This is a genomic window from Salegentibacter sp. T436, assembly GCF_001932675.1.
Taxonomy (GTDB): Bacteria; Bacteroidota; Bacteroidia; order Flavobacteriales; family Flavobacteriaceae; genus Salegentibacter; species Salegentibacter agarivorans.
In genome coordinates, this window is sequence record NZ_CP012872.1 from 1,276,468 (window position 1) to 1,301,760 (window position 25,293).

Here is a 25,293-nt window from a genome sequence, read left to right on the forward strand (position 1 = left end):
CCAGAATGAGAAATTTGTTCTATAAAGCGATAATATTGTTCCTGGTTGGGGGCTTTGTAATGTCTTGTGCAGATAGCGACAAGCCTAATTACCAGTTTATGCCAGATATGTATGAGCCTATAGGTTATGAGGCGTATGGAGAATATGATATTTTTCAAAATGGACAGGAGGCAAAACTTCCTGTAGAAGGTTCTATTCCTAGAGGATGGATGCCTTACGATTATGAAAATACCCCAGATGGAATGGCAAATGCCAAAGCCAACCTTAATAATCCGTTACCTTATACAGAAGATAACCTCAATGAAGGAAAACAATTATATACCATATATTGTGCAGTTTGTCACGGTGACAACGGTGATGGCCAGGGTATTCTTGCCGAAAGGGAGAAAATACTTGGGGTTCCAGCTTACGATGATGCCGGGCGAGCTATTACCGAAGGTAGTGTTTACCACGTAATCTACTACGGATTAAATACCATGGGTTCTTATGCCGCGCAAACCAGTGAAGAAGAACGTTGGAAGATTACGCATTATGTGATGAATCTTAAAAACGAGTTAGAAGGTGGTGAAGAAATTCCTTTTGAAGAAGTAAAAGAAGCCTCTATTGCCGAAGCAAACCCAGTAGAAGTAGAAAGAGCTCAGGAAAATGCTGAAGAGGTACAGGGAGAAGGAGCTGTAACCGGCGCTGACGAGCAAAACAATAATTAAGAATAAAGCATTTAGATCTATAAATATGTACACGCTATCCAGTAAATTAAAATTAACAGCAATTATTTTTATGATTGTTGGTGCCATTGGGCTCGTGATTGGGTTTTTACAGGCGCCATCAAATTTGGATGATGTTAGGGAAATGATGGCTGCAGAAGAGCATCACGGTGAAACATCTCATGCTGAAGAAGGGGAAGCTAACTTCGCTGAAGCAGAACACGGGATGTTATTAGATGATGAGCCTGGTAGAAATGCAGAGGGTGATCACGCTGCAGAAGCAGGCGCTCATGATACCGAACATCTTGAGCATAAATTACACCAGTTGCAGAATAAGCCCTGGGCGGCAATTTATGTAGCAGCATTCTTTTTCTTTATGATCTCTTTAGGTGTTTTAGCTTTTTATGCTTTACAATATGCTTCGCAGTCAGGTTGGTCTCCGGTTTTATTTAGGGTTATGGAAGCCATTTCGGCTTACATTGTTCCCGGCGGGATCATCATGTTTGTACTTTTAGCGCTTTCCGGTTTTCATTTGAACCATTTATTTGTATGGATGGATCCTGAAGTTGTAGCGCACGATGAGATTATTCAAAATAAAACAGCATATTTAAATGTACCGTTCTTCTTAATAAGAGCAGCCATATTTTTAGCCGGTTGGTTCCTATTTAGACATTTCTTAGTAAGAAACTCAAGAAGATTGGATGAGGCAACAGATAACTATTACTTTAAAAAGAACTTTAAACTTGCAGCAGGATTTTTAGTATTCTTCCTTATTTCAGAATCTATTATGAGCTGGGACTGGATTATGAGTTTAGATCCGCACTGGTTTAGTACTTTATTTGGATGGTATGTATTCTCAAGTATGTTTGTTTCAGGTATTACTGTAATTGCTTTAGTAAGTATTTATCTAAAATCAAGAGGTTATTTACCATTTGTTAATAATAGCCATATACACGATTTGGCCAAATATATGTTCGGTATAAGTATTTTCTGGACTTACCTTTGGTTCTCACAATTTATGCTTATTTGGTATTCAAATATTCCAGAAGAAGTAGTTTACTTTATTAGTAGAATTGAAAATTATGGGTTACCATTCTTTGGTATGGTAGTGTTAAACTTCCTATTCCCATTGCTTGTATTAATGAATAGTGATTATAAGAGAGTAAACTGGTTTGTGGTAATGACGGGTATCGTTATACTTATAGGTCATTATCTTGATGTATTTAATATGGTAATGCCGGCAACTGTGGGAGAATCATGGTTTATTGGAATTCCTGAGATAAGTGCAGTACTTTTCTTTGGAGGATTGTTTACTTTTGTGGTCTTTAGCGCGCTAACTAAAGCTCCGTTACTTGCTAAGCGCAACCCATTTATAAAGGAAAGTGAACATTTCCACTATTAATAAAAGATTTGATTGTTTAAAGAAGAACTTATAAAATGACCGTATTTTTAGTAATAATAGTATTAGCCCTTTTGGCCGTTACCGGTTGGCAAATGTCTAAGATTTTTCAGATGTCTCAGGGGCCGGGAGCCGAGAGTTCTGAAATAGCTAACGACAACGATAATAGACAACAAGCCAAACTAATGCTTTGGTTTATGATCTTTATCTATGTAGGTATGGCTTATAGCTTTTGGCATTGGAGTAAATTATACCTTCCAGAAGCTGCTTCAGAACATGGAAACCAGGTAGATACTTTAATGTTTATTTCCATCGGACTTATTATGGTGGTGCAGGTTATTACCCAGGCCTTGCTACACTGGTTCGCTTATAAATATCAGGGGAAAAAAGGGAAAAGAGCACTCTTTTTCGCCGATAACGATAAACTTGAATTTATCTGGACTATTATTCCGGTAATTACTCTTGCAGGTTTAATAATCTATGGATTATTTACCTGGAGTGATATTATGAATATTAGTGAAGATAATGATCCCATTGTTGTTGAAATCTATGCCAAGCAGTTTAGCTGGCAAGCCCGGTACGCTGGAGAAGATAATACTTTAGGGGAAGCTAACGTGCGTTTTATTGAAGGGATAAACACTGTAGGATTAAATGAGAATGATCCTTATGCAGATGATGATAAGATTACAACAGAGCTTCACCTCCCAGTAGGAAAGGAAGTATTGTTTAAATTTAGATCTCAGGATGTATTACACTCTGCTTATTTTCCTCACTTTAGAGCTCAAATGAACGTAGTACCCGGTATGGTTACCCAGTTTGCTTTTACTCCAGATATTACTACTGAAGAAATGAGGAATTCAGAGTATATGGTAGATAAAGTAAAAACCATTAATGAAATTAGAAAAGATAACAGCGAGGCTTTAATGGCAGAAGGAGAAGCGCCATTAGATTCCTACGAATTTGATTACTTCCTGCTTTGTAACAAGATTTGTGGTGACGCGCACTACAATATGCAGATGAAGATTATTGTTGAAAGCGAGAAAGATTATAACGAATGGTTGAGTAAACAGGATACGTTTGCTTCAACTTTGGAATCACAAGAATAACAGAACTAAAAAGAATATAATTTAGATATGTCAGCAATAGCAACAGCACCGGCTCACGATCACCACGACGATCACGGACATCATCATAAACAAACTTTTATTACTAAATATATATTTAGTACAGATCATAAGATGATTGCCAAGCAATATCTTATTACAGGTATATTAATGGGAATTGTAGGGATTATGATGTCCGTACTTTTCCGTATGCAATTAGCCTGGCCAGAAGAATCTTTTATGCTTTTTGAATGGCTACTGGGAGATAAATGGGCTCCAGACGGAGTAATGACTCCTTCTATTTACCTTGCTTTGGTAACCATTCACGGTACTATTATGGTATTCTTTGTACTAACTGCCGGTTTAAGTGGTACGTTTAGTAACTTATTAATTCCGCTTCAAATTGGCGCACGGGATATGGCCTCTGGCTTTATGAACATGCTTTCATACTGGTTGTTTTTTATCTCTTGTGTGATTATGCTTAGTTCATTATTTATAGAATCTGGTCCTGCATCTGCCGGGTGGACAATTTATCCGCCGCTTAGTGCACTACCTCAGGCTATTGGAGGTTCAGGAATGGGAATGACTCTTTGGTTAATTTCTATGGCTATCTTTATTGCATCATCACTTTTAGGTTCTCTTAACTATATTGTTACTGTTCTTAATCTTAGAACCAAAGGAATGTCTATGATGAGACTTCCACTTACCATTTGGGCATTTTTTGTTACCGCTATTATTGGTGTGGTTTCCTTCCCGGTATTACTTTCGGCAGCACTATTACTTATAATGGATAGAAGTTTTGGAACTTCCTTCTTCCTTAGTGATATTTATCTTGAAGGAGAAGTGTTAAGCCACCAGGGAGGTTCTCCGGTTTTATTTGAACACTTGTTCTGGTTCTTAGGTCACCCCGAAGTTTATATTGTAATTCTACCTGCAATGGGTATTGTTTCAGAAGTTTTAGCAACAAACTCTCGTAAACCAATTTTTGGTTATCGTGCGATGGTTGCTTCAATTTTAGCAATTGCATTCCTTTCTACAATCGTATGGGGTCACCATATGTTCGTTTCAGGGATGAATCCATTCTTAGGTTCTGTATTTACATTTACAACCTTATTAATCGCAATTCCTTCTGCAGTAAAAGCCTTTAACTGGATCACTACGCTCTGGAAAGGTAACCTGCAAATGAACCCGGCGATGCTGTTTTCAATCGGTTTTGTTTCAACATTCATCACCGGTGGTCTTACAGGAATTATCCTTGGAGATTCAACATTAGATATTAACGTTCACGATACATATTTTGTAATTGCCCACTTCCACCTGGTAATGGGTATCTCTGCCATCTACGGTCTTTTAGCCGGGGTTTACCACTGGTTCCCTAAGATGTTTGGCCGCATGATGAACAAGAACCTTGGTTATGTTCACTTCTGGATAACCGCAGTGGGTGCTTACGGGGTATTTTTCCCAATGCACTTTATAGGTCTTGCAGGTTTACCAAGACGATATTATACAAACACGGCATTTCCATACTTTGATGACCTTGCCGATGTTAACGTGATTATCACTGTTTTCGCCCTTATTACAGCGGGTGTTCAGGTTGTATTCCTATATAACTTCTTTAGTTCAATTTTCTTCGGACAAAAAGCTACTCAGAACCCTTGGAATTCAACTACTTTAGAATGGACTACTCCGGTAGAGCATATTCACGGAAATTGGCCTGGTGCAATTCCTTCAGTATACCGTTGGTCTTACGATTATAGTAAGATGAATCTTGAGGGTACAGATTACGTACTTCCTGGTCAGGATTTTGTTCCGCAGAATGTTCCGCTTCAGGATCACGAAGAAGAATTGAATCATTAAAACTGAATAAAATAAATTTTAAAACCTCTTCGTCAACGGAGAGGTTTTTTACTTTTTATAGGTTTTGTAAATACATTTTAATTGAATTTATAACTTAAGTTCTTTTAAATTTGGCCCGCGCTATTTTACTTATCTTTGTTAAACTAGCTTATCTTTAATTTTGCTGATTTATGAATGAAAACCTGGATCCCAGCGGAGAGAATTTTTCTCCTGAAGAATTTGATATCGAAAGGGCATTGCGCCCCTTAAGTTTTGATGATTTTGCCGGCCAGGATCAGGTTCTGGATAACCTTAAGGTTTTTGTGGAAGCTGCAAACCAACGCGGTGAAGCTTTAGACCATACCCTTTTTCACGGTCCTCCCGGCTTGGGGAAAACTACTTTAGCGCATATTTTGGCTAATGAATTGGAGGTAGGAATTAAAGTTACTTCAGGTCCCGTTTTGGATAAACCGGGTGACCTTGCGGGATTACTCACAAACCTTGAAGAACGCGATATTCTTTTTATAGACGAAATTCATAGGTTAAGTCCGGTTGTTGAAGAATATCTTTATTCAGCAATGGAAGATTACCGAATAGATATTATGATTGAATCTGGACCTAACGCCAGGACGGTTCAAATTAATCTAAACCCATTTACCCTAATAGGAGCCACCACACGCTCTGGCTTGCTAACAGCGCCTATGCGGGCGCGTTTTGGTATTTCCAGTCGCTTACAATATTATTCAACAGAATTGCTTTCAGATATTGTTCAACGTAGTTCAGAAATTCTTCGTGTGCCTATTTGCCTTGATGCTGCTATAGAGATTGCAGGGAGAAGCCGCGGAACACCTCGAATTGCGAATGCATTACTTCGTCGTGTTCGGGATTTTGCCCAAATTAAAGGCAATGGAAAGATTGATATGGAAATCGCTAAATACGGTCTAAAAGCTTTAAATGTAGATGCCCACGGTCTGGATGAAATGGATAATAAGATCCTGGAAACCATTATTGATAAATTTAAAGGTGGCCCGGTTGGTTTAACTACTTTATCTACCGCGGTAAGCGAAAGTGCTGAAACTATTGAAGAGGTTTACGAACCTTTTCTTATCCAACAGGGATTTATTTATAGAACCCCAAGAGGGAGGGAAGTTACCGAAGCTGCTTACAAACATTTGGGCAGGGTAAAAGGAGATATTCAGGGCGGACTTTTTAATCAGTAATTTATGACTGAAGATGGCAAAATACCTGAAGTATCTTTACTGAAATTCCTAAAGCATTCCGCCAATATTTTAAAGAATCCTCTGCCTTTTCACCATAATAATTTTCAGAAGAAAGGAGATACATTTCGGTTAAATATTGGATTTAATAAATCAGTAATATTTTCCAGGGATGCGGGACTGGTGGAATATGTACTTCAAAAGAATCAGAAGAACTTCGTGAAGTCTGAGATCCAGACTAAAGATCTGGTTAAATATGTTGGAAAAGGATTGCTTACTTCAGAAGGCGAACACTGGAAAAAACAACGAAAGCTAATTCAGCCTGCATTTCATAAAAAACAACTTGCTAATCTGCTTGATTCCATAAAGCAGGCAATATTATTGGAATATAAAAAGATTACAGTAAATGAAGAACTGGATATTTTTCCTATTTATAATGATCTTGCTTTTCAAACCGTGGTTAAATCTTTGTTTAGCAGTGCTGCGAATCAGGAAGAGATCAATAGGTTGCAATATATTACAGAAGAGACCCAGAAAATGCTTGTTAAGGAACTACGCCAGCCCTATTTGGGATGGTGGTTTAAAGCAAGCGGGAAGATTGATAGTTATCTTAAACTTACTGCCGAAGCCCGGAACATTCTAAGAAAGATTGTTCAGGAAAGAAGAGAGTCAAATGAAAAATATGATGATCTTCTAGATATGCTGCTGGAAGCAAAGTATGATGACGGGAATTTTATGGATGAGGAGCAACTTATTGATGAGATTCTAATACTTTTTACTGCCGGTCATGAGACTACTTCCAACTCACTAACCTTTACGGCTCAATTGCTGGCGTTAAATCCGGAATGGCAGGAGAAGATCTATGAAGAAATTTCTTCTTTAAAGGAACAGGATCTGGACTTAATGAGTTATGTGATCAAATGCCAGATTACCCAACAGGTGATTGAAGAGTCTATGAGACTATATCCGCCGGCATATTTTATAGATCGGGTTAACCTGGAAGAAGATGAATTCGAGGGAAAATATTTTCAGCCTGGATCTAATTTATTGTTTTCCATTCATGAGGTTCATCGTCATCCTGACTTATGGGAAGATCCCGATGCTTTTAAGCCGGAACGCTTCGCTGAGGGAGGAAGAAAATATTCATCTCAGTATTTCCCGTTTGGCGCCGGCCCCAGGAAATGTATAGGTAATAACTTTGCCATGTTCGAGATGATCATTGCAGTTACCGAATTAGTAAGCCAGTATAAAATAGTTCCTGGTTTTGATGAGATCGATATTAAGCCACTTATAACGCTCAAACCAAAAAATGCTATTCTAAAATTTCAATCAAGATCCTGATTTTATATTCCGCTAAAACCATCTACTTTATTATTGACCTGACTTTAGATCAATAAACAATCATTATTTCCTTTTAATTCTTACTGAGCGCCCTTAAGTTTTCTAAAAAACTATTGTTCCGAGAGATCTCTCGGGAAACATCTTAAAAACCCCTGTAAACCCTTATTATTTTGTAAATCAAATGGTTGTACATTAAGTATCAATGTGTTTGAAAAAAATGTAACCTTAAAACTAAGTGTCATGAAAGCTAAAATGTTTATTCTAATTGCCTTACTTTTTGGATGCAGCTCGGCTTACTGCCAAACTGATCTGAGTAAGGAATATGCGCAAGAAAAGGAGGAAGTGAAGTATGCTCTTGAGGAGATAGAGCAAAGCATACGAAATAATGATACTGACAAATTAGTCTCGATGCACGCCTACGGGCCAAAATTTACCGAATTCCAGGATGGCGGAAAAAGACAGGGGCCTGAAGAAAATGATGAATTCGAACGAAATTTTCTTGGAACCATTACTGCAGTTGAAAAGTGGGATTGGGAAGATCTGGAAATCCATATATATGGTGGTGACGTAGCTAATGTAACTTTCCATGCCAATTTCAAATTTGAAAGGGGCGAAGAAGCTTATGATTTTAAGATGCAGGGAACTTTACTTTTTATTAAAACCAGTGATGGCTGGAAAATTACCCATGAGCATATGGCTCCTCTAGCCGAAAACACACCATAGGCAAATATTCCATATTTTTTTCAGAGCCAGGATATATTATTGTTTCCAGAGCTCTTGGTTTTTAAATCCTTCAAATGTTTTAAAAATCGCATCTTTGTAAAACTATGAAGGATACTCTGAAGGAAGCTTACACAAAGTTGATAAAATCCGAAGCCGAACGCCTCGGATTTTTATCTTGTGGAATTTCTAAAGCAGAATTCCTTGAAAAGGAAGCGCCGCGCCTTGAAGAATTTCTCAAGAAAAATCGTCACGGCGAAATGCGCTGGATGGAGAATAACTTTGATAAGCGTTTGGATCCTACAAAACTCGTAGAGGGTTCTAAAAGTGTGATTTCACTTTTGCTGAATTATTATCCTGAAGAAACCCAGAGGAACGATTCTTATAAAATTAGCAAATACGCATATGGCCGGGATTATCATTTTGTAATTAAAGATAAACTGAAGCAACTATTGCAGTTTATGCAAGATGAAATTGGAGAGATTGATGGGCGGGCTTTTGTAGATTCAGCGCCGGTTATGGATAAAGTTTGGGCTGCTAAAAGCGGACTCGGCTGGATTGGAAAACACTCCAATTTACTTTCCAAACAAACCGGTTCTTTCTATTTTATAGCTGAATTGATTGTAGATCTCGAGTTGGAATACGATACTCCGGTTACCGATCACTGCGGAAGCTGTACCGCCTGCATAGACGCCTGCCCAACCGATGCTATTGTTGAACCTTACAAAGTAGATGGGAGTAAATGTATCTCGTATTTCACGATAGAGCTAAAAGATGAACTGCCTAACTCCTATAAAAACCAGTTTGAAGACTGGATGTTTGGCTGCGATATTTGCCAGGATGTTTGCCCGTGGAACCGTTTTTCAAAACCTCACAACGAACCATTGCTTAATCCGCATCCAGAATTATTAGAAAAAGATAAACAGGGCTGGGAAGAACTTACCAAAGAAACTTTTAATGAGATCTTTAGAAAATCGGCTGTGAAAAGAACAAAATTTGAAGGGTTAAAGCGAAATATTGAATTTATAAGCAAATAATATTAAAGTTTTAACCTCAGTAAACTGCAAGAATCATTAAAATTTATAAGCTTTTCAGGCTAAAACAGCTCCTCTTTTATTAAATTTTCATTAAAATACGGGAGATAAAATAATCCGTCAATTTTCTGAATTTTAAGTTTTCTTTTTTCCGCTAGAGTTCAATATTGAAACCAAGCTTGCTACCTTTGTAGTAAGTAGAAAAATTAAATTATGAGCAATAATCCTAGAAAAAGAAGAGAAGCACTGGTTTACCATGCCAAACCCAAGCCCGGGAAAATAGAGGTAGTACCTACAAAAAAAGTATGCAACACAAAGAGATCTTTCCCTGGCATATTCCCCTGGGGTGGCAGAACCTTGCCTGGAGATAGAAAAAGATAAAGAAAACGCTTATAAATATACTACCAAAGGAAACCTTGTTGCCGTTATCTCTAATGGAACCGCTGTTTTAGGTCTTGGAGACATTGGTCCAGAAGCCTCTAAGCCGGTTATGGAGGGTAAAGGTTTGCTCTTTAAGATTTTTGCCGATATTGATGTTTTTGATATTGAAGTAGATACTAAAGATGTAGATAAATTCATTGAAACGGTTAAAAATATCGCTCCAACTTTTGGCGGAATTAACCTTGAAGATATTAAAGCTCCCGAAGCTTTTGAGATAGAAAAGCGATTAAAAGCTGAGCTGGATATTCCCGTAATGCATGACGACCAGCACGGGACAGCCATCATTTCGGCTGCGGCTTTACTAAATGCACTGGAGCTTGCTAAGAAAAAGATGGAAAAAGTGAAGATCGTGATAAGCGGTGCCGGTGCGGCAGCGGTTTCATGTACTAAACTTTATAAAGCTTTTGGAGCAAAAGCTGAAAATATTATAATGACAGATAGCAAGGGCGTAATTAGAAAAGATCGTCCAAACCTGTCTGAAGAAAAAATAGAGTTTGCTACTTCCAGGAAAATAGATACCCTGGAGGAAGCCATGAAAGATGCCGATGTATTTGTTGGCCTTTCTATCGCCGATATTGTTTCTCCAGAGATGCTAAAAAGTATGGCGAAACGCCCTATCGTTTTTGCCATGGCCAATCCAAATCCCGAGATTGATTATCAACTGGCAATGGATACCCGTAAGGATATTATTATGGCTACGGGAAGAAGTGACCACCCCAACCAGGTGAATAATGTACTTGGATTTCCGTTTATTTTCAGGGGAGCCTTAGATGTTAGGGCCACAAAGATTAACGAGGAAATGAAAATGGCCGCGGTAAAAGCTTTAGCCGAAATGGCCAAGGAACCCGTACCCGAGCAGGTGAACATCGCTTATGGAGAAACCCGTTTAAATTTTGGTTCAGATTATATTATTCCAAAGCCATTTGATCCGCGTTTAATTGCTAAAGTGCCACCGGCAGTGGCCAGAGCTGCAATGGAAAGCGGTGTGGCGAGACAACCTATTCAGGATTGGGATAGGTATGAAGAAGAACTGCTTGAAAGAATGGGCAGTGATAACAAGATCACAAGGTTGTTGCTAAACCGTGCAAAAATGAATCCTAAACGAATTGTTTTTGCTGAAGCTGATCATCTTGATGTGCTTAAAGCAGCACAAATTGTGCACGATGAAGGAATCGCTATTCCAATTTTACTGGGCCGCCGAAAGCTTATTGAAGAATTAATGGCAGAAATAGACTTCCACGAAGAAGTTGCTATTATAGATCCAAAATCTGATGAGGAAGAAGAGCATAGAAAAGCTTACGCGCAGGTTTATTGGAAGACGAGAAACCGTAGCGGTGTAACGCTTTATGATGCCGAAAAACTAATGCGGGAACGTAATTATTTTGCCGCCATGATGGTTAACGAAGGTGATGCCGATGGCTTGCTTTCAGGATATTCCAGGGCCTACCCGGCAGTAGTAAAACCTATGCTGGAACTTATTGGTATGGCTCCGGGAGTTACCCGTGTAGCCGCCACCAACCTTATGAATACGTCTAGAGGTCCTCTTTTTATAAGTGATACTTCTATTAATATAGATCCGCCGGCAAAAGATCTTGCTAAAATTGCCCAAATGACGGCGAGAACTGTGCAATTATTTGGTTTAGAACCGGTAGTTGCTATGATGTCTTATGCCAATTTTGGTTCATCTAAAGATCCGCGTGCTACAAAAGTGAAAGAAGCTGTTTCTTATTTACACCGTAATCATCCTGAATTAAATGTAGATGGAGAGTTGCAGGCCGATTTTGCGCTTAACCGTGAAATGCTTCAAAATAAGTTCCCATTTTCAAAATTAGCGGGAAAAAAAGTAAATACTTTAATTTATCCTAATCTTGATTCAGCCAACAGTACTTATAAGCTAATTAAAGAACTTAACAAGGTAGATTCTATTGGCCCGATTATGATGGGAATGCGTAGGCCAGTTCATATTCTTCAGCTTGGCGCAAGTGTAGAAGAAATTGTGAATATGACTGCTGTAACTGTAGTTGATGCACAGGAAAAAGAAAAAAAACAAAAGAAGTAAGTTTACAAATTTGTACATAAGTTGAATTATTTCAATTTTGAGGTAAGTCCGAAGGATTTTTAAATTCGCTTATCGAGTAAAATAAGTTGCATATACAGTAGTTAAGCCCGAAGCAAAGATTTCGGGCTTAACTTTTATTTACTACATTTGGCTCGTTAAGTTTAAAATTTTATGATTCATCATCTTAAGGGGCAATTAATAGAGAAGAATCCTACCTACATAGTAATCGCTTGCAACGGCGTGGGGTACATGGTCAATATTTCTCTTCATACTTTTTCTCTCATACCAGATTCAGAAAATATAAGTATTTATACCCATTTACACGTTAAGGAAGATTCCCATACGCTTTATGGTTTTTATCAAAAGTCTGAAAGGGATATTTTTAGGCTGCTAATTTCGGTTTCGGGTGTGGGTACCAGTACGGCCAGGACAATGTTATCTTCTTTAGAACCCAACCAGGTTAAAGATGCTATTGCAAATGGCGATGTTCCCACCATACAAAGTGTAAAAGGAATTGGTGCTAAAACCGCACAGCGCGTAATTTTGGACCTAAAAGATAAAATATTGAAAGTCTATGGGGAAGACGAAGTTTTTGTTCCTCAGGACAATACTATAAAAGAAGAAGCGTTATCTGCATTAGAGACTCTCGGCTTCGCAAGAAAGCAGGCTACAAGGGTAGTAGATAAGATAATGAAAGATTCTAACAGCCCTACCGTAGAATCTATTATAAAAATGGCTCTTAAAAATTTGTAAAGAATTGAGGCACAATTACTGGAAATTGTCAACTTCGGTTAAGCTCAGCTTGTTGTTGTCATTGATAATTTCATTGAGTTCCACTGCACAGGAAACCCCTCAGGATACCACCGAAACCGGGTATACTTTGGGTGAAATAACGCTGCCTGATTCTGAATTAATCTCTTCTTTCTACGAATACGATCCTATTTTAGACCGGTATATTTATCGGGAGCAGTTGGGAGATTTAGATCTTTCTATCCCTTTAATTTTAACTCCTGAAGAATACGAAAACCTGGTCTTAGATGAAGAAATGCGCAATTATTTTAAGCAGAAAATTGATGCGCAGGCCGGGCGAAAAGAAGGAGCAGCGGAAATTCAGCGAGATTTATTGCCAGATTTTTACGTAAATAATAGTTTTTTTGAAAGCATTTTTGGTGGCTCAGAAATTAATATTGTTCCGCAGGGAACGGTAGAGATGGATTTGGGTTTGCTTTACACCAAACAGGATAACCCGGCTTTTTCTCCAAGGAACAGGCAAAACCTCACTTTCGATTTCGATCAGCGAATTAGTTTAAGCCTGCTTGGGCAAATAGGGGAACGCTTACAAATCACCGCCAATTACGATACAGAATCTACATTTGATTTTCAAAATCAATTAAAGTTAGAATACACGCCTACCGAAGATGATATTGTAAGAAAAATTGAAGTAGGAAATGTAAATATGCCGCTCAATAATGCGCTAATGCAGGGCGCACAAAGTTTGTTCGGATTTAAAACCGAATTACAATTTGGAAAAACCCGAATTACCGGTGTGTTTTCTGAACAGAAATCAGAACGAAGAACGGTAAATGTGGAAGGTGGATCTACTGTAGAAGAATTTGAAAAGTTTGCACTGGATTACGACCAGGATCGTCACTTTTTTCTTTCTCATTATTTTAGAGACAACTATGATGAGGCGCTTAAAAATTATCCTTTTATAAATACCAATATTCAGATTAAAAGGGTGCAGGTTTGGGTAACCAATAGAACCAATAATGTTCAAAACCTAACCGATACGAGGAATATTGTCGCTATCCAGGATTTGGGAGAAACTAATTTACCGGGAAATATAGGTTTAGATAACATTCCAGCAGGGTTTTTTAATCAGCCAGGAGGAAGTTTTCCAGATAACGAGAATAACGATTTTAATCCATTTGGTATAAATGGTTCGGCAGAATCTGTGCTTACGTCCGCAATTAGAGATGTGGCAACGGTAGATAATGGTTTTGGCGGAGTTCAGGTTTCAGAAGGGCTGGATTATGTAAAATTGGAGAATGCAAGACAATTGCAGCCCAACGAATATAGTTTGAACACCCAACTTGGTTATATTTCCTTAAACCAGCGATTAAGCAATGATGAAATTTTAGCCATCGCCTTTCAGTATACGGTAAACGGTGAAGTTTACCAGGTTGGAGAATTCGCCAACGATGGCGTGAATGCAACAGGAGACAATAATCCTGCTCAAAACCCAACACAAGATCCCAATGAGCCGGTAACAAACCAGCGCATAAACCAGAACCTGGTGGTTAAAATGCTAAAAAGCACTATTACAAATGTAGATGAGCCTGTTTGGGATTTAATGATGAAAAATATTTATAGTCTTGGCGCTTATCAATTAGAGCGGGAAGATTTTAGAATGAATATTTTATATACAGATCCGCAGCCACTAAATTATATAAAACCTGCTGGTGATGGCTCGGTACCATTGCCTGAAGATGTTAGGGAAGCCCCATTGCTTAGGGTTTTTAACCTCGATAAATTAAATAACAATAACGACCCTATAAATGGTGGAGATGGTTTCTTTGATTATGTGCCTGGTCTAACAATAGATCCACAAAATGGAAATATAATTTTTACTTCGGTAGAACCCTTTGGGCGGCATTTATTTGAAAAACTTGATAACTCCCCCAATACCGGAACCGAAGATTATAATAATCCCGAAACCTGGAATGCCAATCAACAAAAATATGTTTTTAGGTCTTTATATCGAACCACGAGAACACAGGCAGAACAGGAAGATGCCGATAAGAATAAATTTCAGTTAAAAGGGAGATATAAATCGGGCGAAGTTGAAGGGATTCCTATTGGCTTTAACCTTCCGCCGGGATCTGTTACCGTAACTGCCGGGGGTAGGTTGTTGCAGGAAGGTGTAGATTATGTAGTGAATTATGAATTGGGAAGAGTTCAAATTATAGACGAAGCTTTGTTAGCTTCAGATATTCCAATCCAGGTAAATACCGAAAATAATGCCTTGTTTGGGCAGCAAACCAAACGTTTTACAGGGATAAATGTAGAACATCAGTTTAATGAAAATTTCCTGGTTGGTGCTACTTTCCTAAACCTCAAGGAACGCCCGCTAACCCAAAAAGCAAATTACAGTTACGAGCCCATAAATAATTCAATTTTCGGTTTTAATGTGAATTATTCTACCGAGGTTCCTTTGTTTACAAGGCTGGTAAATAAGTTGCCCAACATAGATACCGATGTACCTTCTAACTTTTCGGTAACTGGAGAATTTGCCTATTTACAACCTGGGGCACCGGCAATTAACGATTTTCAGGGAAAAGCAACCACCTATATAGACGATTTTGAAGCAGCGCAAACTACAATAGATATTAGTGCTCCATTAAGTTGGGAATTAAGTAGTGTTCCGCTTGGGTATGGTGGGGAACGCGCCAATGGCGATATAAAGGTGGGTGATAAAAGGGCGAAATTGGCCTGGTATACTATAGATCCTATTTTTTATAGCAGTAACCGCCCCAATGGGATTACAGATAACGATATTTCTACCTACGCAACAAGAAGAGTTGCCTTGAGCGAAATTTTTCCGAATACCGATGTAGTGCAAGGACAGCCCCAGGTGGTGTACACTATGGATGTAGCTTATTTTCCTGAAGAACGTGGGCCTTATAATTTTAACCCTGCAGCCACAAATGGATCCCTGCCCAATCCTTCGGAAAGTTTTGGAGGAATAATGCGCGGAATAAATACTACCAATTTTGAACAAAGCAATGTAGAGTTTATAGAATTTTGGGTAATGGACCCTTATATTTATTCTGAAAATAGGGGAAATTCAGCGGGAACTATCAATTTTAATTTAGGGAATATTTCTGAAGATGTTCTGAAAGATGGTCGTAAACAATATGAAAACGGTTTGCCCGCTAGTGGTGGCGCAGAAAATACCATAGAAACGCAGGTTGCCAAAGTCCCTGCAGACCAATCCTTAATTTATGCTTTTGATTCTGAAGGGGAAGAGCGAACCAACCAGGATGTGGGTTATGACGGTCTATCAGATGCGCAAGAATCATTAAAATTTCCTGAATTCAGCAATTTACCCGATCCTGCGGCAGATAATTACGATTATTTTCTAAATACCGATGGCGATATAGTTAATCGCTACCGGAATTATAACGGGCCAGATGGCAACTCGCCGCCAGAAGTTGGCGATACCAATAGGGGAAATACCACATTGCCAACTACTGAAGATGTGAACCGGGATAATACAATGAACACTATAGATAGTTATTTTGAATATAAAATACCTTTCTTCCCTGGGATGGGCGTAGAAAATAATCAATATATAACGGACGAGAAAGAACTTACCACCACGCTTAGAAATGGGAATGAACTCCCGGTGCGCTGGCTTCAGTTTAAAATTCCAATTTACGAGCCTACAGATGCTAAAGGAGGTATAGCCGATTATAGATCTATTCGTTTTATGAGAATGTTTCTTAGTGGCTTTGAAGAAGAAACTTTATTGCGCTTTGGAACTATGGAATTGGTGAGAGGCGACTACCGAAGGTATAATCGCGGTTTAAGAGATAGAAATATTCTTCCGGAAAATCAAAACACTCTTTTTGAAGTTTCAGCAGTAAATATTGAGGAAAACGAAAATAGGCAACCGGTGCCTTATGTTTTACCTCCGGGCGTAATTAGAGAAGAGCTTTTTGAAAATAATACCAATATAAGGCAAAACGAGCAATCACTTTCTCTTAGGGTTTGTGATCTGGAACCACAGGATGCGAGGGCGGTTTACAAAAATTTCCAGATAGATATGCGGCAGTATAAAAACCTTGAAATGTTTTTACACGCTGAATCGCTACCCAACCAAACTCCTTTAAAAGAGGGACAGTTGGTAGCTTTTGTAAGAATGGGAACCGATTTTACCGATAATTATTATCAAATTGAAATTCCATTAAGTCCCACGGCTTTTGGCGCGATGACTGCTGAAGATATCTGGCCGGAAGTTAACCGAATGAATCTTCCGTTGGAACTACTTCAACGCGTAAAAACGGGTGTTTTAGGAGATCCTTCTTTAAATTCTGGAGAATTAAATTTCTTTACCGAAAACCTGAAATTAATTGACGAAGAAGACTCCTATGAAATGGATCAATTACGCCTTGGGATAAAAGGAAACCCCAGTTTTGGAAATGTAAGAGTATTAATGTTAGGTTTAAAAAATGGAACTCCCACCAATGGGGTTCAGGATTTATGTGGAGAGGTTTGGTTTAACGAATTAAGACTTTCAGATCTTGATAATGAAGGCGGTTGGGCAACAATAGTTAATATGGACACCAATTTTTCTGATTTTGCTACGGTTGCCGCTACCGGTAGAAAAAGTACCGTGGGGTTTGGAACAATAGAACAGGGGCCAAATCAGCGGAGCCGGGAAAATTCACAACAATATGATGTGGTGACCAATATAAATGCCGGCCAGTTACTTCCAGAAAAATGGGGTGTGAAAATTCCGTTTAATTATAGTAGGGGCGAGGAGTTAATTACACCAAAATACGACCAGGAATTTCTTGATTTAGAACTGGAAACAAGACTTGCCGATATTGTAGATCCTGTAGAAAGAGATAGGGTAAAAAAACAATCGCAGTCTTATACAAAACGGCAAAGTGTAAATATTATAGGCTTGCGGAAGGAACGCACTGGCGAGGCAAAACCCATGCCTTATGATATAGAGAATTTTGCTTTTACAACTTCTTATAATCAGGTAGATCATCGGGATTTTGAAATTGAAGAGTCTTTAAACCAAAATGTAAGAGCCGGGGCAACCTACGAGTTTAATTTTGAACCCAGACAGGTAGAACCTTTCAAAAATATTTCGGCTTTAGATAGCAGCGATTATTATTCCCTGGTAAGAGATTTTAATGTGAATTTACTGCCTTCTAATATAAATGCGAGTTCTACGATTTTAAGACAATACAACGAACAAAAATTTAGATCCCTGGAACTCTCAGACGATGATTTGGGAATTCCAACACTTTACCAGCGAAACTATATGTTTAACTGGGAATATGGTGTAAATTATAATCTTACTAATTCTCTAAATTTCAGCTTCAACGCTTCCAATAATCGAATAGTAAGAAATTATATAGATGAAGACGGTTTTGCCAACAATACGATTGGGGTTTGGGATAATTTTTTCAGTATAGGCACACCAGATTTGCATTATCAAAATCTGCAGGTTAATTACGATCTTCCTTTTGATAAAATTCCTGTGCTAGAATTTATAAATGCTACGTATTCTTATACAGGCGATTTCCAATGGCAACGCGGTTCCAGGATTTACGAAAACCTGGAAGGAATTCCAGATATTGGAAATAGTGTTCAGAATTCAAGTTCTCACCAAATAAATGCAAGTTTAGATATGGAGAGCCTGTATTCTTACCTGGGGCTGGAAAAGAAAGAAGGGCGTGGAGGCCAAACTATAAAGCAACGAAGCGCCGGGGTGCCTACATTAGATGGAAGTCCACGAGATGCAGAGCGAACCCAAAATACCCAAGTGGTTGAGAAAACTAGCAAGAGCTTTAATACGTTTGTAGATTTTGTAACTATTTTAAGTAGACTGCAGGTAAACTATCGCGAAAATGAAGGGACTTTTCTTCCCGGTTATACTCCCAGCGTGGGGTTTATGGGCACCTTGCAGCCCAGTACAGCCTTTACTTTTGGTTGGCAGGATGAAGTTAGGTATACCGCTGCCAGAAGAGGTTGGTTAACCTTATTCCAAAATTTTAACCAACAGTATTCTACACTTAAAAACGAGCAATTAGACGTTCAGGCTTCGCTGGATATTGTTCCAGATCTTACTGTAGATATTAGCGCAAATAGGAATTATTCAGAAAATTTCTCAGAGAATTATAGGGTAAATCCTACTACCATGGAATATATTTCTTTGACGCCTTATAATTATGGGAATTTTAATATTTCTACTATTCTAATAAAAACCGCCTTTAATCAGTCAGATGAGCAATCTTCTGAAACTTTTGAAAACTTTAGGGAAAATCGCCTAAATATTGCTCGCCGTATTGCTCAGGAGAGAGGTTTAGATCCCAATAATGTAGATGAAGACGGTTATCCGGTAGGAATAGGAAAAACAAACCAGGCCGTTTTATTACCGGCTTTTGTTTCGGCCTATGCAGGGAAAGATCCCGAAGATATTAAGCTGGGAGCTTTTAGAGATATGCCTTTGCCAAACTGGAATATGAAGTATACCGGTTTAATGCGAATTGGTTGGTTTAAAGATAAATTCAGAAGAATTTCCATCAATCATGGCTACCAGTCTAACTATACCATTAATCAATTTCAAACAAACCTGGATTACGATCCCGAGAATGAATTTGAAACCAACCAAGCCGGGGATTTTAAAAACCCAATGCTGTATTCTAATATTGTTTTAACTGAATTATTTACGCCGCTTTTCCGATTAGACCTGGAAACGAAAAATGCTATTCAGCTTTTAGCAGAAGTAAGAAAAGACCGAATGCTTTCCCTGAGTTTTGATAATAATTTATTGACTGAAACCACCGGAAACGAATATATTTTAGGTGCGGGTTATAGAATTAGCGATTTAAGGATTGCCACCGGCCTTGGAGGCACCAATCGTATTCTAAGCAGCGATCTTAATTTTAAAGCAGATGTTTCCTTTAGAAGAAATAAGAGTATTATAAGGTATTTAGATTTAGAAACCAGCCAGGTAATTGCCGGCCAGGATATATGGCGTATTAATTTTACAACAGATTATGCAATTTCCAGTAATCTAACGGCAATATTTTATTACGAACATAATTTCTCTGAATATGCAGTATCTACTGCATTTCCGCAAACAACCATAAGATCGGGTATTACACTTAGATATAATTTTGGAAATTAATTGAGGCTTGTTTGAAGTATTGCTTTAAAAAATTAACTTTGCTCTAATATAAAATAGAACTAATGAATATTCCACAAGATTTAAAGTACACCAAAGACCACGAATGGATTAAGGTAGAAGGTGATACGGCTACAATTGGTATTACAGATTTTGCCCAGGGCGAATTAGGTGATATCGTTTATGTAGAAGTAGAAACCGTAGACGAAACCCTTGAAAGAGAAGAGGTTTTTGGAACAGTTGAAGCTGTAAAAACAGTTTCAGACCTTTATTTGCCTCTTTCTGGCGAAATTATTAAATTTAACGAGAGCCTTGAAGATGAGCCGGAAAAAGTAAATTCAGATCCTTACGGAGAAGGTTGGATGATTAAAATTAAATTTTCTGATGAATCTCAGCTGGAAGATCTTTTAAGTGCAGATGCCTACAAAGAAGTTCTTGGTAGCTAAAATAACTTTATTTGTAGCGAGCCTTTATACTATATTACTAACGGTTTCTTCTTTAGTGAAACTCGGTAAAATTAGTGTGGGGAGTTTTAATCCTACAGATAAACTTTTACATCTTGGGGCCTATTTTGGACTTGTAGCATTGTGGAAGGTATATTTTATGCAAAAAAATAGACCTCAAGCTACTTATAAAGGTGACCTATTTAAAATAGCCGGCCTCTCTATACTGTTTGGTATGTTAATTGAGGTTTTACAGGGTGTACTTACCAGTTATAGAGAACCAGATTGGTATGATATTTTGGCGAATACTGCTGGAATTTTGCTTGCTGTTATTATCTTTCTTCTCTTTGAAAAGAGTCTAAAAAGGTTAAATAGTAAGATTAATTTAATTTTTTAGAAAAAATATTTAATTTAGCAATCCTTATTAATCAATAACCTATTATGGAACCAAAGAAAAATCCAAAAGCCGATTTAACCAGAAGAAGTGTATTTTTTCTGCAATTGGGGCTTATTGTTGTTCTATTAATTACCTGGAGGGCAATTGAATGGAAGACTTATGACAAGGAAGCCATTGATACCGGCCAGTTAAATATGGACGATTTAGACGATGAAGAAATCCCAATTACAGAGATGCAGAATACACCTCCACCTCCTCCACCTCCACCTCCGGCACCAGAGGTTATTGAAGTTGTAGAGGATGAGGAAGAGGTAGAAGAAGACGAAATTGAGTCTACTGAAACCAATATGGATGAAATTGTTGAGGTAGAAGAGGTTGTTGAAGCACCCGTAGAAGAAGAGGTTGCAGATGTTCCCTTCGCTGTAATTGAAGATGTGCCAATCTTCCCGGGTTGTGAAAACCTAAATAACAACGAAGAGCGTAAGCAATGTATGAGCCAAAAGATTAGTCAGTTTGTAAACCGTGAGTTCGATACAGATCTTGGTGCAGAACTTGGCCTTTCTGGTGTAAACAGGGTAATTGTTCAGTTTAAGATAGATGAAAAAGGAAATATTACCAATGTTCAATCCAGAGCGCCCCACCCAAGGTTAGAGCGTGAAGCAGCAAGGGTAATTAATAAATTGCCTAGTATGCAACCGGGTAAACAACGTGGTAAGGCAGTAGGGGTTATGTACTCTTTACCAATTGTATTCCAAATTCAGGACTAAGACATTTATTTAGTATAAATTTAAATCCCGGGCTTGTCCCGGGATTTTTTATTTTAAGCTGGTTTACTCTATCTAAAAAAATGTATATTTCGAAGGTGTAACCAATCTTTCCCTACTTTAAGTATGAAGAACTACCTGTTTCTTCTTTTCTTGCTAAGTGCGATTATTTTAAAATCTCAGGCCCAGGATAATAGCCAGCGTTTTCCTGAATTTCTTCAATGTACCAATGTAGATTTTGCTAATAAAGAAACCTGCTTTAAAAATACCCTTACCAAATTTGTTCTGAATAATTACGAAGTTCCTTTAGAGGTAATACGAGAAAATTATAGGGGAGAAATCATTGTTATTTTTGAAGTTGATAAAACCGGAAATTTTAATGTTGTTTATACAGATGCAGCTTATGCAGAATTAAAGGAAGAAATGCAGCGTGTTTTTAATTTGTTGCCTCAAATTAAGCCGGCTACTTATAATTCCAGGCCAATTTTTGTCCAGTTTAAAATGCCTGTAAAAATTCCGTTGGAATTAAATACTGAAGATTTTTCTACTACCTCCCAGGTTGAACCTGATATTTCAGAAATCAATTTTCAGCAACCTCAAGAAGATGATCTGACTAATGAATATGATCAAATTCAATCGGAAGAATTTACGCGCCCTCGGTATGAAAGTCAGATAAATATTCCTTTATCGCATGAATACTACAGCCGTTTTGATGCTGAATTCAATAAAATAGGAGTGAATACTCACTCGGCTTCAAAGCCTTTGCTTTTTTCTGAAGTTTCTAAATATTATAATTTTAAAGCTGAAGAAAATAAAATGCTGCGGGATGCAGATTCCTGGTTTGGCAAAAAGTTATGGAATGAGCATTTGGTGCAATATCAAACCAAAGATTATTGGTTTACCCTGGATTTTGCTTTAGATCTTCAGTTAGGAAAAGATTTTCAGCAAACAGACTTCGATTTTACGTATAATAACACCCGTGCTCTTATTTTTCAGGGTGGTTTAGGGAAAAAGTTTAATTTTTATACGGTAGCTTACGAAAATCAGGGCAGGTTTGTCGATTATTACAATAGGTTTGCCGAATCTATTAGGCCAGATGGTGGCGATCCTGCTATAATACCCGGCAGGGGAATTGCAAAACCTTTTATGGACGAAGGTTATGATTATCCTGTAGCTGAAGGGTATTTGTCTTACACACCCAATAAGTTTTTTAATCTTCAATTTGGCCACGGCAAAAACTTTATTGGAGACGGTTATCGCTCCCTTTTAATGAGTGATAATGCTTCACCATATCCTTATTTTAAACTCAACACCACGTTTTGGAAGTTAAAATATACCAATACCTGGATGTCTTTGCGTGATGTGAGACCGGCAGTTACAGAAAATGGTTCCTTTAGAACAAAATATATGGCCAACCATTACTTGAGTTATAATGTAACCAAAAGGCTTAATATTGGTTTATTTGAATCTGTGGTTTGGGAAAATGATAATAACCGGGGCTTCGATTTAAATTATTTGAACCCGGTAATTTTTTATCGGGCTATAGAATTTTCTACCGGGGCACGTGGCGGCAATGCAATTATTGGCCTTACTTCAAAATATAAATTTTCAGATGAAATTAATATCTATGGTCAAATGATTATAGATGAATTCTCTACTTCTGATGTTTTTGGTGGGAATCAAAGCTGGAAAAACAAACTTGGGTATCAATTGGGAGTGAAATATTTTGATGCTTTTAAAATTCCCGGGTTATTTCTACAGGCAGAATATAACCAGGTACGGCCTTACACTTATTCGCATAACACAGGGGTTTTAAATTATGGGCATAATAACCAGTCTATGGCTCACTTGTGGGGCTCTAATTTCAGGGAGATTTTAGCTATTGCCCGCTATAAAAATGATAGATGGTATGGAAGTGCCAAAGTAATTTACGGCAATAGAGGTTTTGATTATAATATGGCAACAAACCAGGCTGCCTATGGAGGAGACATCTATACCAGCGAGCGCCAGCGGCCTTTTGATGTCGGTGTGAAAATTGGCCAGGGAAATACTACAACTTCTTTCTTTTCGAATATTGAAGCAGGTTATATTGTAAACCCGGCAACAAATTTAAAGCTTTACGGTAGTTTTATTTATCGCTCTTTTAACCCCGATGTAAAAACGCATCAAAATTATGAGAATACAACTTCCTGGATAAATTTTGGTTTACGTACCGATATTTTTAACTGGTATTACGATTATTAAATAAATTGCTAAATTACTATAGTATTTTAAGTAGTTTTATTCAATATTTTTTCATTTTCTTAAGTGCTGAAAATTAACATTTTTGCACCCTTGCCAAAACCCAATTAAGGAGTATCTTTGCGCCAATTGAAAAAACCTATTTTTGAGCAGCACCGGTGTACATACTTCCTCGGCTTCTATCCTAACAGACTTTAAAGAAATTACCAAGGTGCGGCTTGCCGTAAGCGTGGTTTTTTCTTCGGTTGCAGGTTATTTTTTGGGTGCAGATAGCATAGACTTTGTTACTGTTTTTTTACTTGCCATTGGTGGTTACTTTATGGTGGGCGCTTCAAATGCTTATAACCAAATTATAGAGCGGGATCTTGATGCACTTATGGATCGCACCAAAAACCGACCTATTCCCGATGGTAGAATGTCGGTAAGTACAGCGTTTTTAATCGCAAGTATTTTTACCATCGCCGGGCTTATCGTTTTATACATTATAAACCCCAAGACGGCTATGTTTGGGGCAATTAGTATATTTTTATATGTAAGTGTTTATACTCCACTTAAGACTAAAACCCCGTTATCAGTTTTTGTAGGTGCAATTCCGGGAGCAATTCCTTTTATGTTAGGTTGGGTAGCGGCCACAGGAGATTTTAGTATAGAGCCCGGAACTTTATTTATGATACAATTTTTCTGGCAGTTTCCTCATTTTTGGGCAATAGGTTGGTGGTTGTTTGACGATTATAAAAAAGGAGGTTTTTTTATGCTACCTACCGGAAAGCGCGATAAGGGAACGGCCATACAGGTAATTCTTTATACGGTATGGACCATTTTAGTTTCTTTAATTCCTGTTTTTGGAGTTACAGGTAAACTTTTTCTATCGCCGGTAGCTGGCGGGCTCATTCTTCTACTTGGCCTGGGAATGCTGTATTATGCTTTAAAATTGTATAAGGAAAAGACGGCGCAGGCCGCTAAGAAATTGATGTTTGCAAGCGTATCTTATATTACGCTACTTCAAATAGTATATGTTTTTGATAAATTTATAAGAGAATGGATTTAACTCAAGGTGCCGAAAAGCACAAATACGATAGGGCAAAGAAGATGATGCTCTGGTTTGGGATAATTAGTATGATTATGACCTTTGGTGGGCTCACCAGTGCTTATGTAGTAAGTAAAACAAGGCCAGACTGGTTAACAGAATTTGATCTTCCAAATGCATTCATGTGGAGTACTCTTGTTATAGTTTTAAGCAGCCTCATGTTTATGTTAGCAAAACAAAGTATTTTAACCGGAAACCGAAGAAACGCCTCCGCCTTACTTATTGGTACACTGGTTCTTGCGGTCTTATTTGTGGCGCTTCAATTTAATGGATTTACTGAAATTATAGCCGAAGGTTACTACTTTACCGGTAGTGAAAGTAGTATTACAACTTCCTTTATTTACGTACTGGTTCTAGTGCATATGGCTCACCTGTTGGCGGGCATTATCACGCTTTTGGTAGTAATTTATAACCATTTTAAACAACGTTATAAAAAAGGTCAAATGCTTGGAATTGAGTTAGGTGCGACTTTTTGGCATTTTGTTGATCTTATGTGGATTTACCTGTTTGTGTTTTTATATTTCTTTAGATAATAAAATTGCGTATTTTTGCGCAATACTTAAAATTTAAATACTCT

At 37.9% G+C, this 25,293-nt stretch carries 16 protein-coding genes and 1 pseudogene; all 17 read left to right on the top strand.

Annotated elements, in window-relative coordinates:
* The first annotated feature begins 5 nt into the window (after positions 1-5).
* Entirely contained in the window at positions 6-707 is a 702-nt protein-coding gene (locus AO058_RS05670) for a c-type cytochrome (RefSeq protein ID WP_075325645.1), read from the top strand.
* Between the two features lie 25 nt (positions 708-732).
* Positions 733-2,106: a quinol:cytochrome C oxidoreductase gene (locus tag AO058_RS05675; protein ID WP_075325646.1), complete on the top strand. Its 1,374-nt coding sequence runs from the start codon at positions 733-735 to the stop codon at positions 2,104-2,106.
* Positions 2,107-2,141: 35 nt separating this feature from the next.
* Positions 2,142-3,209, top strand: a complete 1,068-nt coding sequence (locus AO058_RS05680; RefSeq protein WP_075325647.1) for a cytochrome c oxidase subunit II — start codon at positions 2,142-2,144, stop codon at positions 3,207-3,209.
* Positions 3,210-3,236: 27 nt separating this feature from the next.
* Positions 3,237-5,063 carry a cytochrome c oxidase subunit I gene (locus AO058_RS05685; RefSeq protein WP_075325648.1) on the top strand — a complete coding sequence of 609 codons (1,827 nt, stop codon included), beginning with the start codon at positions 3,237-3,239 and terminating at the stop codon, positions 5,061-5,063.
* Between the two features lie 170 nt (positions 5,064-5,233).
* On the top strand, positions 5,234-6,262 hold the full coding sequence (gene ruvB / locus AO058_RS05690) for a Holliday junction branch migration DNA helicase RuvB (protein WP_075325649.1): 1,029 nt from the start codon (positions 5,234-5,236) through the stop codon (positions 6,260-6,262).
* A 3-nt stretch (positions 6,263-6,265) separates the two neighbouring features.
* Positions 6,266-7,600: a cytochrome P450 gene (locus AO058_RS05695; protein WP_075325650.1), complete on the top strand. Its 1,335-nt coding sequence runs from the start codon at positions 6,266-6,268 to the stop codon at positions 7,598-7,600.
* A 240-nt stretch (positions 7,601-7,840) separates the two neighbouring features.
* Positions 7,841-8,323 carry a nuclear transport factor 2 family protein gene (locus AO058_RS05700; protein ID WP_075325651.1) on the top strand — a complete coding sequence of 161 codons (483 nt, stop codon included), beginning with the start codon at positions 7,841-7,843 and terminating at the stop codon, positions 8,321-8,323.
* 104 nt (positions 8,324-8,427) lie between these two features.
* On the top strand, positions 8,428-9,357 hold the full coding sequence (gene queG, locus AO058_RS05705; RefSeq protein ID WP_075325652.1) for a tRNA epoxyqueuosine(34) reductase QueG: 930 nt from the start codon (positions 8,428-8,430) through the stop codon (positions 9,355-9,357).
* A 210-nt stretch (positions 9,358-9,567) separates the two neighbouring features.
* Positions 9,568-11,854 (top strand): annotated as a pseudogene (locus AO058_RS05710) (NADP-dependent malic enzyme).
* A gap of 171 nt (positions 11,855-12,025) precedes the next feature.
* Positions 12,026-12,607, top strand: a complete 582-nt coding sequence (gene ruvA, locus AO058_RS05715; RefSeq protein WP_075325653.1) for a Holliday junction branch migration protein RuvA — start codon at positions 12,026-12,028, stop codon at positions 12,605-12,607.
* 64 nt (positions 12,608-12,671) lie between these two features.
* Positions 12,672-19,787, top strand: a complete 7,116-nt coding sequence (sprA, locus tag AO058_RS05720) for a T9SS outer membrane translocon Sov/SprA (RefSeq protein ID WP_232228912.1) — start codon at positions 12,672-12,674, stop codon at positions 19,785-19,787.
* Between the two features lie 62 nt (positions 19,788-19,849).
* Positions 19,850-20,230, top strand: coding sequence for a glycine cleavage system protein GcvH (gene gcvH, locus AO058_RS05725; protein WP_075325655.1), 381 nt, complete (start codon positions 19,850-19,852; stop codon positions 20,228-20,230).
* A complete protein-coding gene (locus AO058_RS05730; RefSeq protein ID WP_198036138.1) occupies positions 20,202-20,624 on the top strand; it encodes a VanZ family protein in 423 nt (140 codons plus the stop codon). The genes gcvH and AO058_RS05730 overlap by 29 nt, the downstream gene beginning before the upstream one ends.
* Before the next feature lie 44 nt (positions 20,625-20,668).
* Positions 20,669-21,391 (top strand): energy transducer TonB, encoded by a 723-nt coding sequence (locus AO058_RS05735; RefSeq protein ID WP_075325656.1) that lies wholly within the window; start codon positions 20,669-20,671, stop codon positions 21,389-21,391.
* Positions 21,392-21,514: 123 nt separating this feature from the next.
* On the top strand, positions 21,515-23,632 hold the full coding sequence (locus AO058_RS05740) for a gliding motility protein RemB (protein WP_075325657.1): 2,118 nt from the start codon (positions 21,515-21,517) through the stop codon (positions 23,630-23,632).
* Between the two features lie 142 nt (positions 23,633-23,774).
* The gene (gene cyoE, locus AO058_RS05745) at positions 23,775-24,677 is read left to right on the top strand and encodes a heme o synthase (RefSeq protein ID WP_075325658.1); all 903 of its coding nucleotides are present in this window, start codon (positions 23,775-23,777) and stop codon (positions 24,675-24,677) included.
* Entirely contained in the window at positions 24,668-25,249 is a 582-nt protein-coding gene (locus AO058_RS05750) for a cytochrome c oxidase subunit 3 (protein WP_075325659.1), read from the top strand. The genes cyoE and AO058_RS05750 overlap by 10 nt, the downstream gene beginning before the upstream one ends.
* Positions 25,250-25,293: the final 44 nt, after the last annotated feature.

What these genes read in the sequence shown, in the direction of transcription:
- AO058_RS05700 (WP_075325651.1), top strand. Translation starts at nt 7,841, where the DNA reads ATGAAAGCTAAAATGTTTATTCTAATTGCCTTACTTTTTGGATGCAGC.
- AO058_RS05675 (WP_075325646.1), top strand. Translation starts at nt 733, where the DNA reads ATGTACACGCTATCCAGTAAATTAAAATTAACAGCAATTATTTTTATG.
- AO058_RS05680 (WP_075325647.1), top strand. Translation starts at nt 2,142, where the DNA reads ATGACCGTATTTTTAGTAATAATAGTATTAGCCCTTTTGGCCGTTACC.
- AO058_RS05695 (WP_075325650.1), top strand. Translation starts at nt 6,266, where the DNA reads ATGACTGAAGATGGCAAAATACCTGAAGTATCTTTACTGAAATTCCTA.
- AO058_RS05670 (WP_075325645.1), top strand. Translation starts at nt 6, where the DNA reads ATGAGAAATTTGTTCTATAAAGCGATAATATTGTTCCTGGTTGGGGGC.
- gcvH (WP_075325655.1), top strand. Translation starts at nt 19,850, where the DNA reads ATGAATATTCCACAAGATTTAAAGTACACCAAAGACCACGAATGGATT.
- ruvA (WP_075325653.1), top strand. Translation starts at nt 12,026, where the DNA reads ATGATTCATCATCTTAAGGGGCAATTAATAGAGAAGAATCCTACCTAC.
- queG (WP_075325652.1), top strand. Translation starts at nt 8,428, where the DNA reads ATGAAGGATACTCTGAAGGAAGCTTACACAAAGTTGATAAAATCCGAA.
- AO058_RS05685 (WP_075325648.1), top strand. Translation starts at nt 3,237, where the DNA reads ATGTCAGCAATAGCAACAGCACCGGCTCACGATCACCACGACGATCAC.
- AO058_RS05730 (WP_198036138.1), top strand. Translation starts at nt 20,202, where the DNA reads ATGCCTACAAAGAAGTTCTTGGTAGCTAAAATAACTTTATTTGTAGCG.
- AO058_RS05735 (WP_075325656.1), top strand. Translation starts at nt 20,669, where the DNA reads ATGGAACCAAAGAAAAATCCAAAAGCCGATTTAACCAGAAGAAGTGTA.
- AO058_RS05740 (WP_075325657.1), top strand. Translation starts at nt 21,515, where the DNA reads ATGAAGAACTACCTGTTTCTTCTTTTCTTGCTAAGTGCGATTATTTTA.
- ruvB (WP_075325649.1), top strand. Translation starts at nt 5,234, where the DNA reads ATGAATGAAAACCTGGATCCCAGCGGAGAGAATTTTTCTCCTGAAGAA.
- AO058_RS05750 (WP_075325659.1), top strand. Translation starts at nt 24,668, where the DNA reads ATGGATTTAACTCAAGGTGCCGAAAAGCACAAATACGATAGGGCAAAG.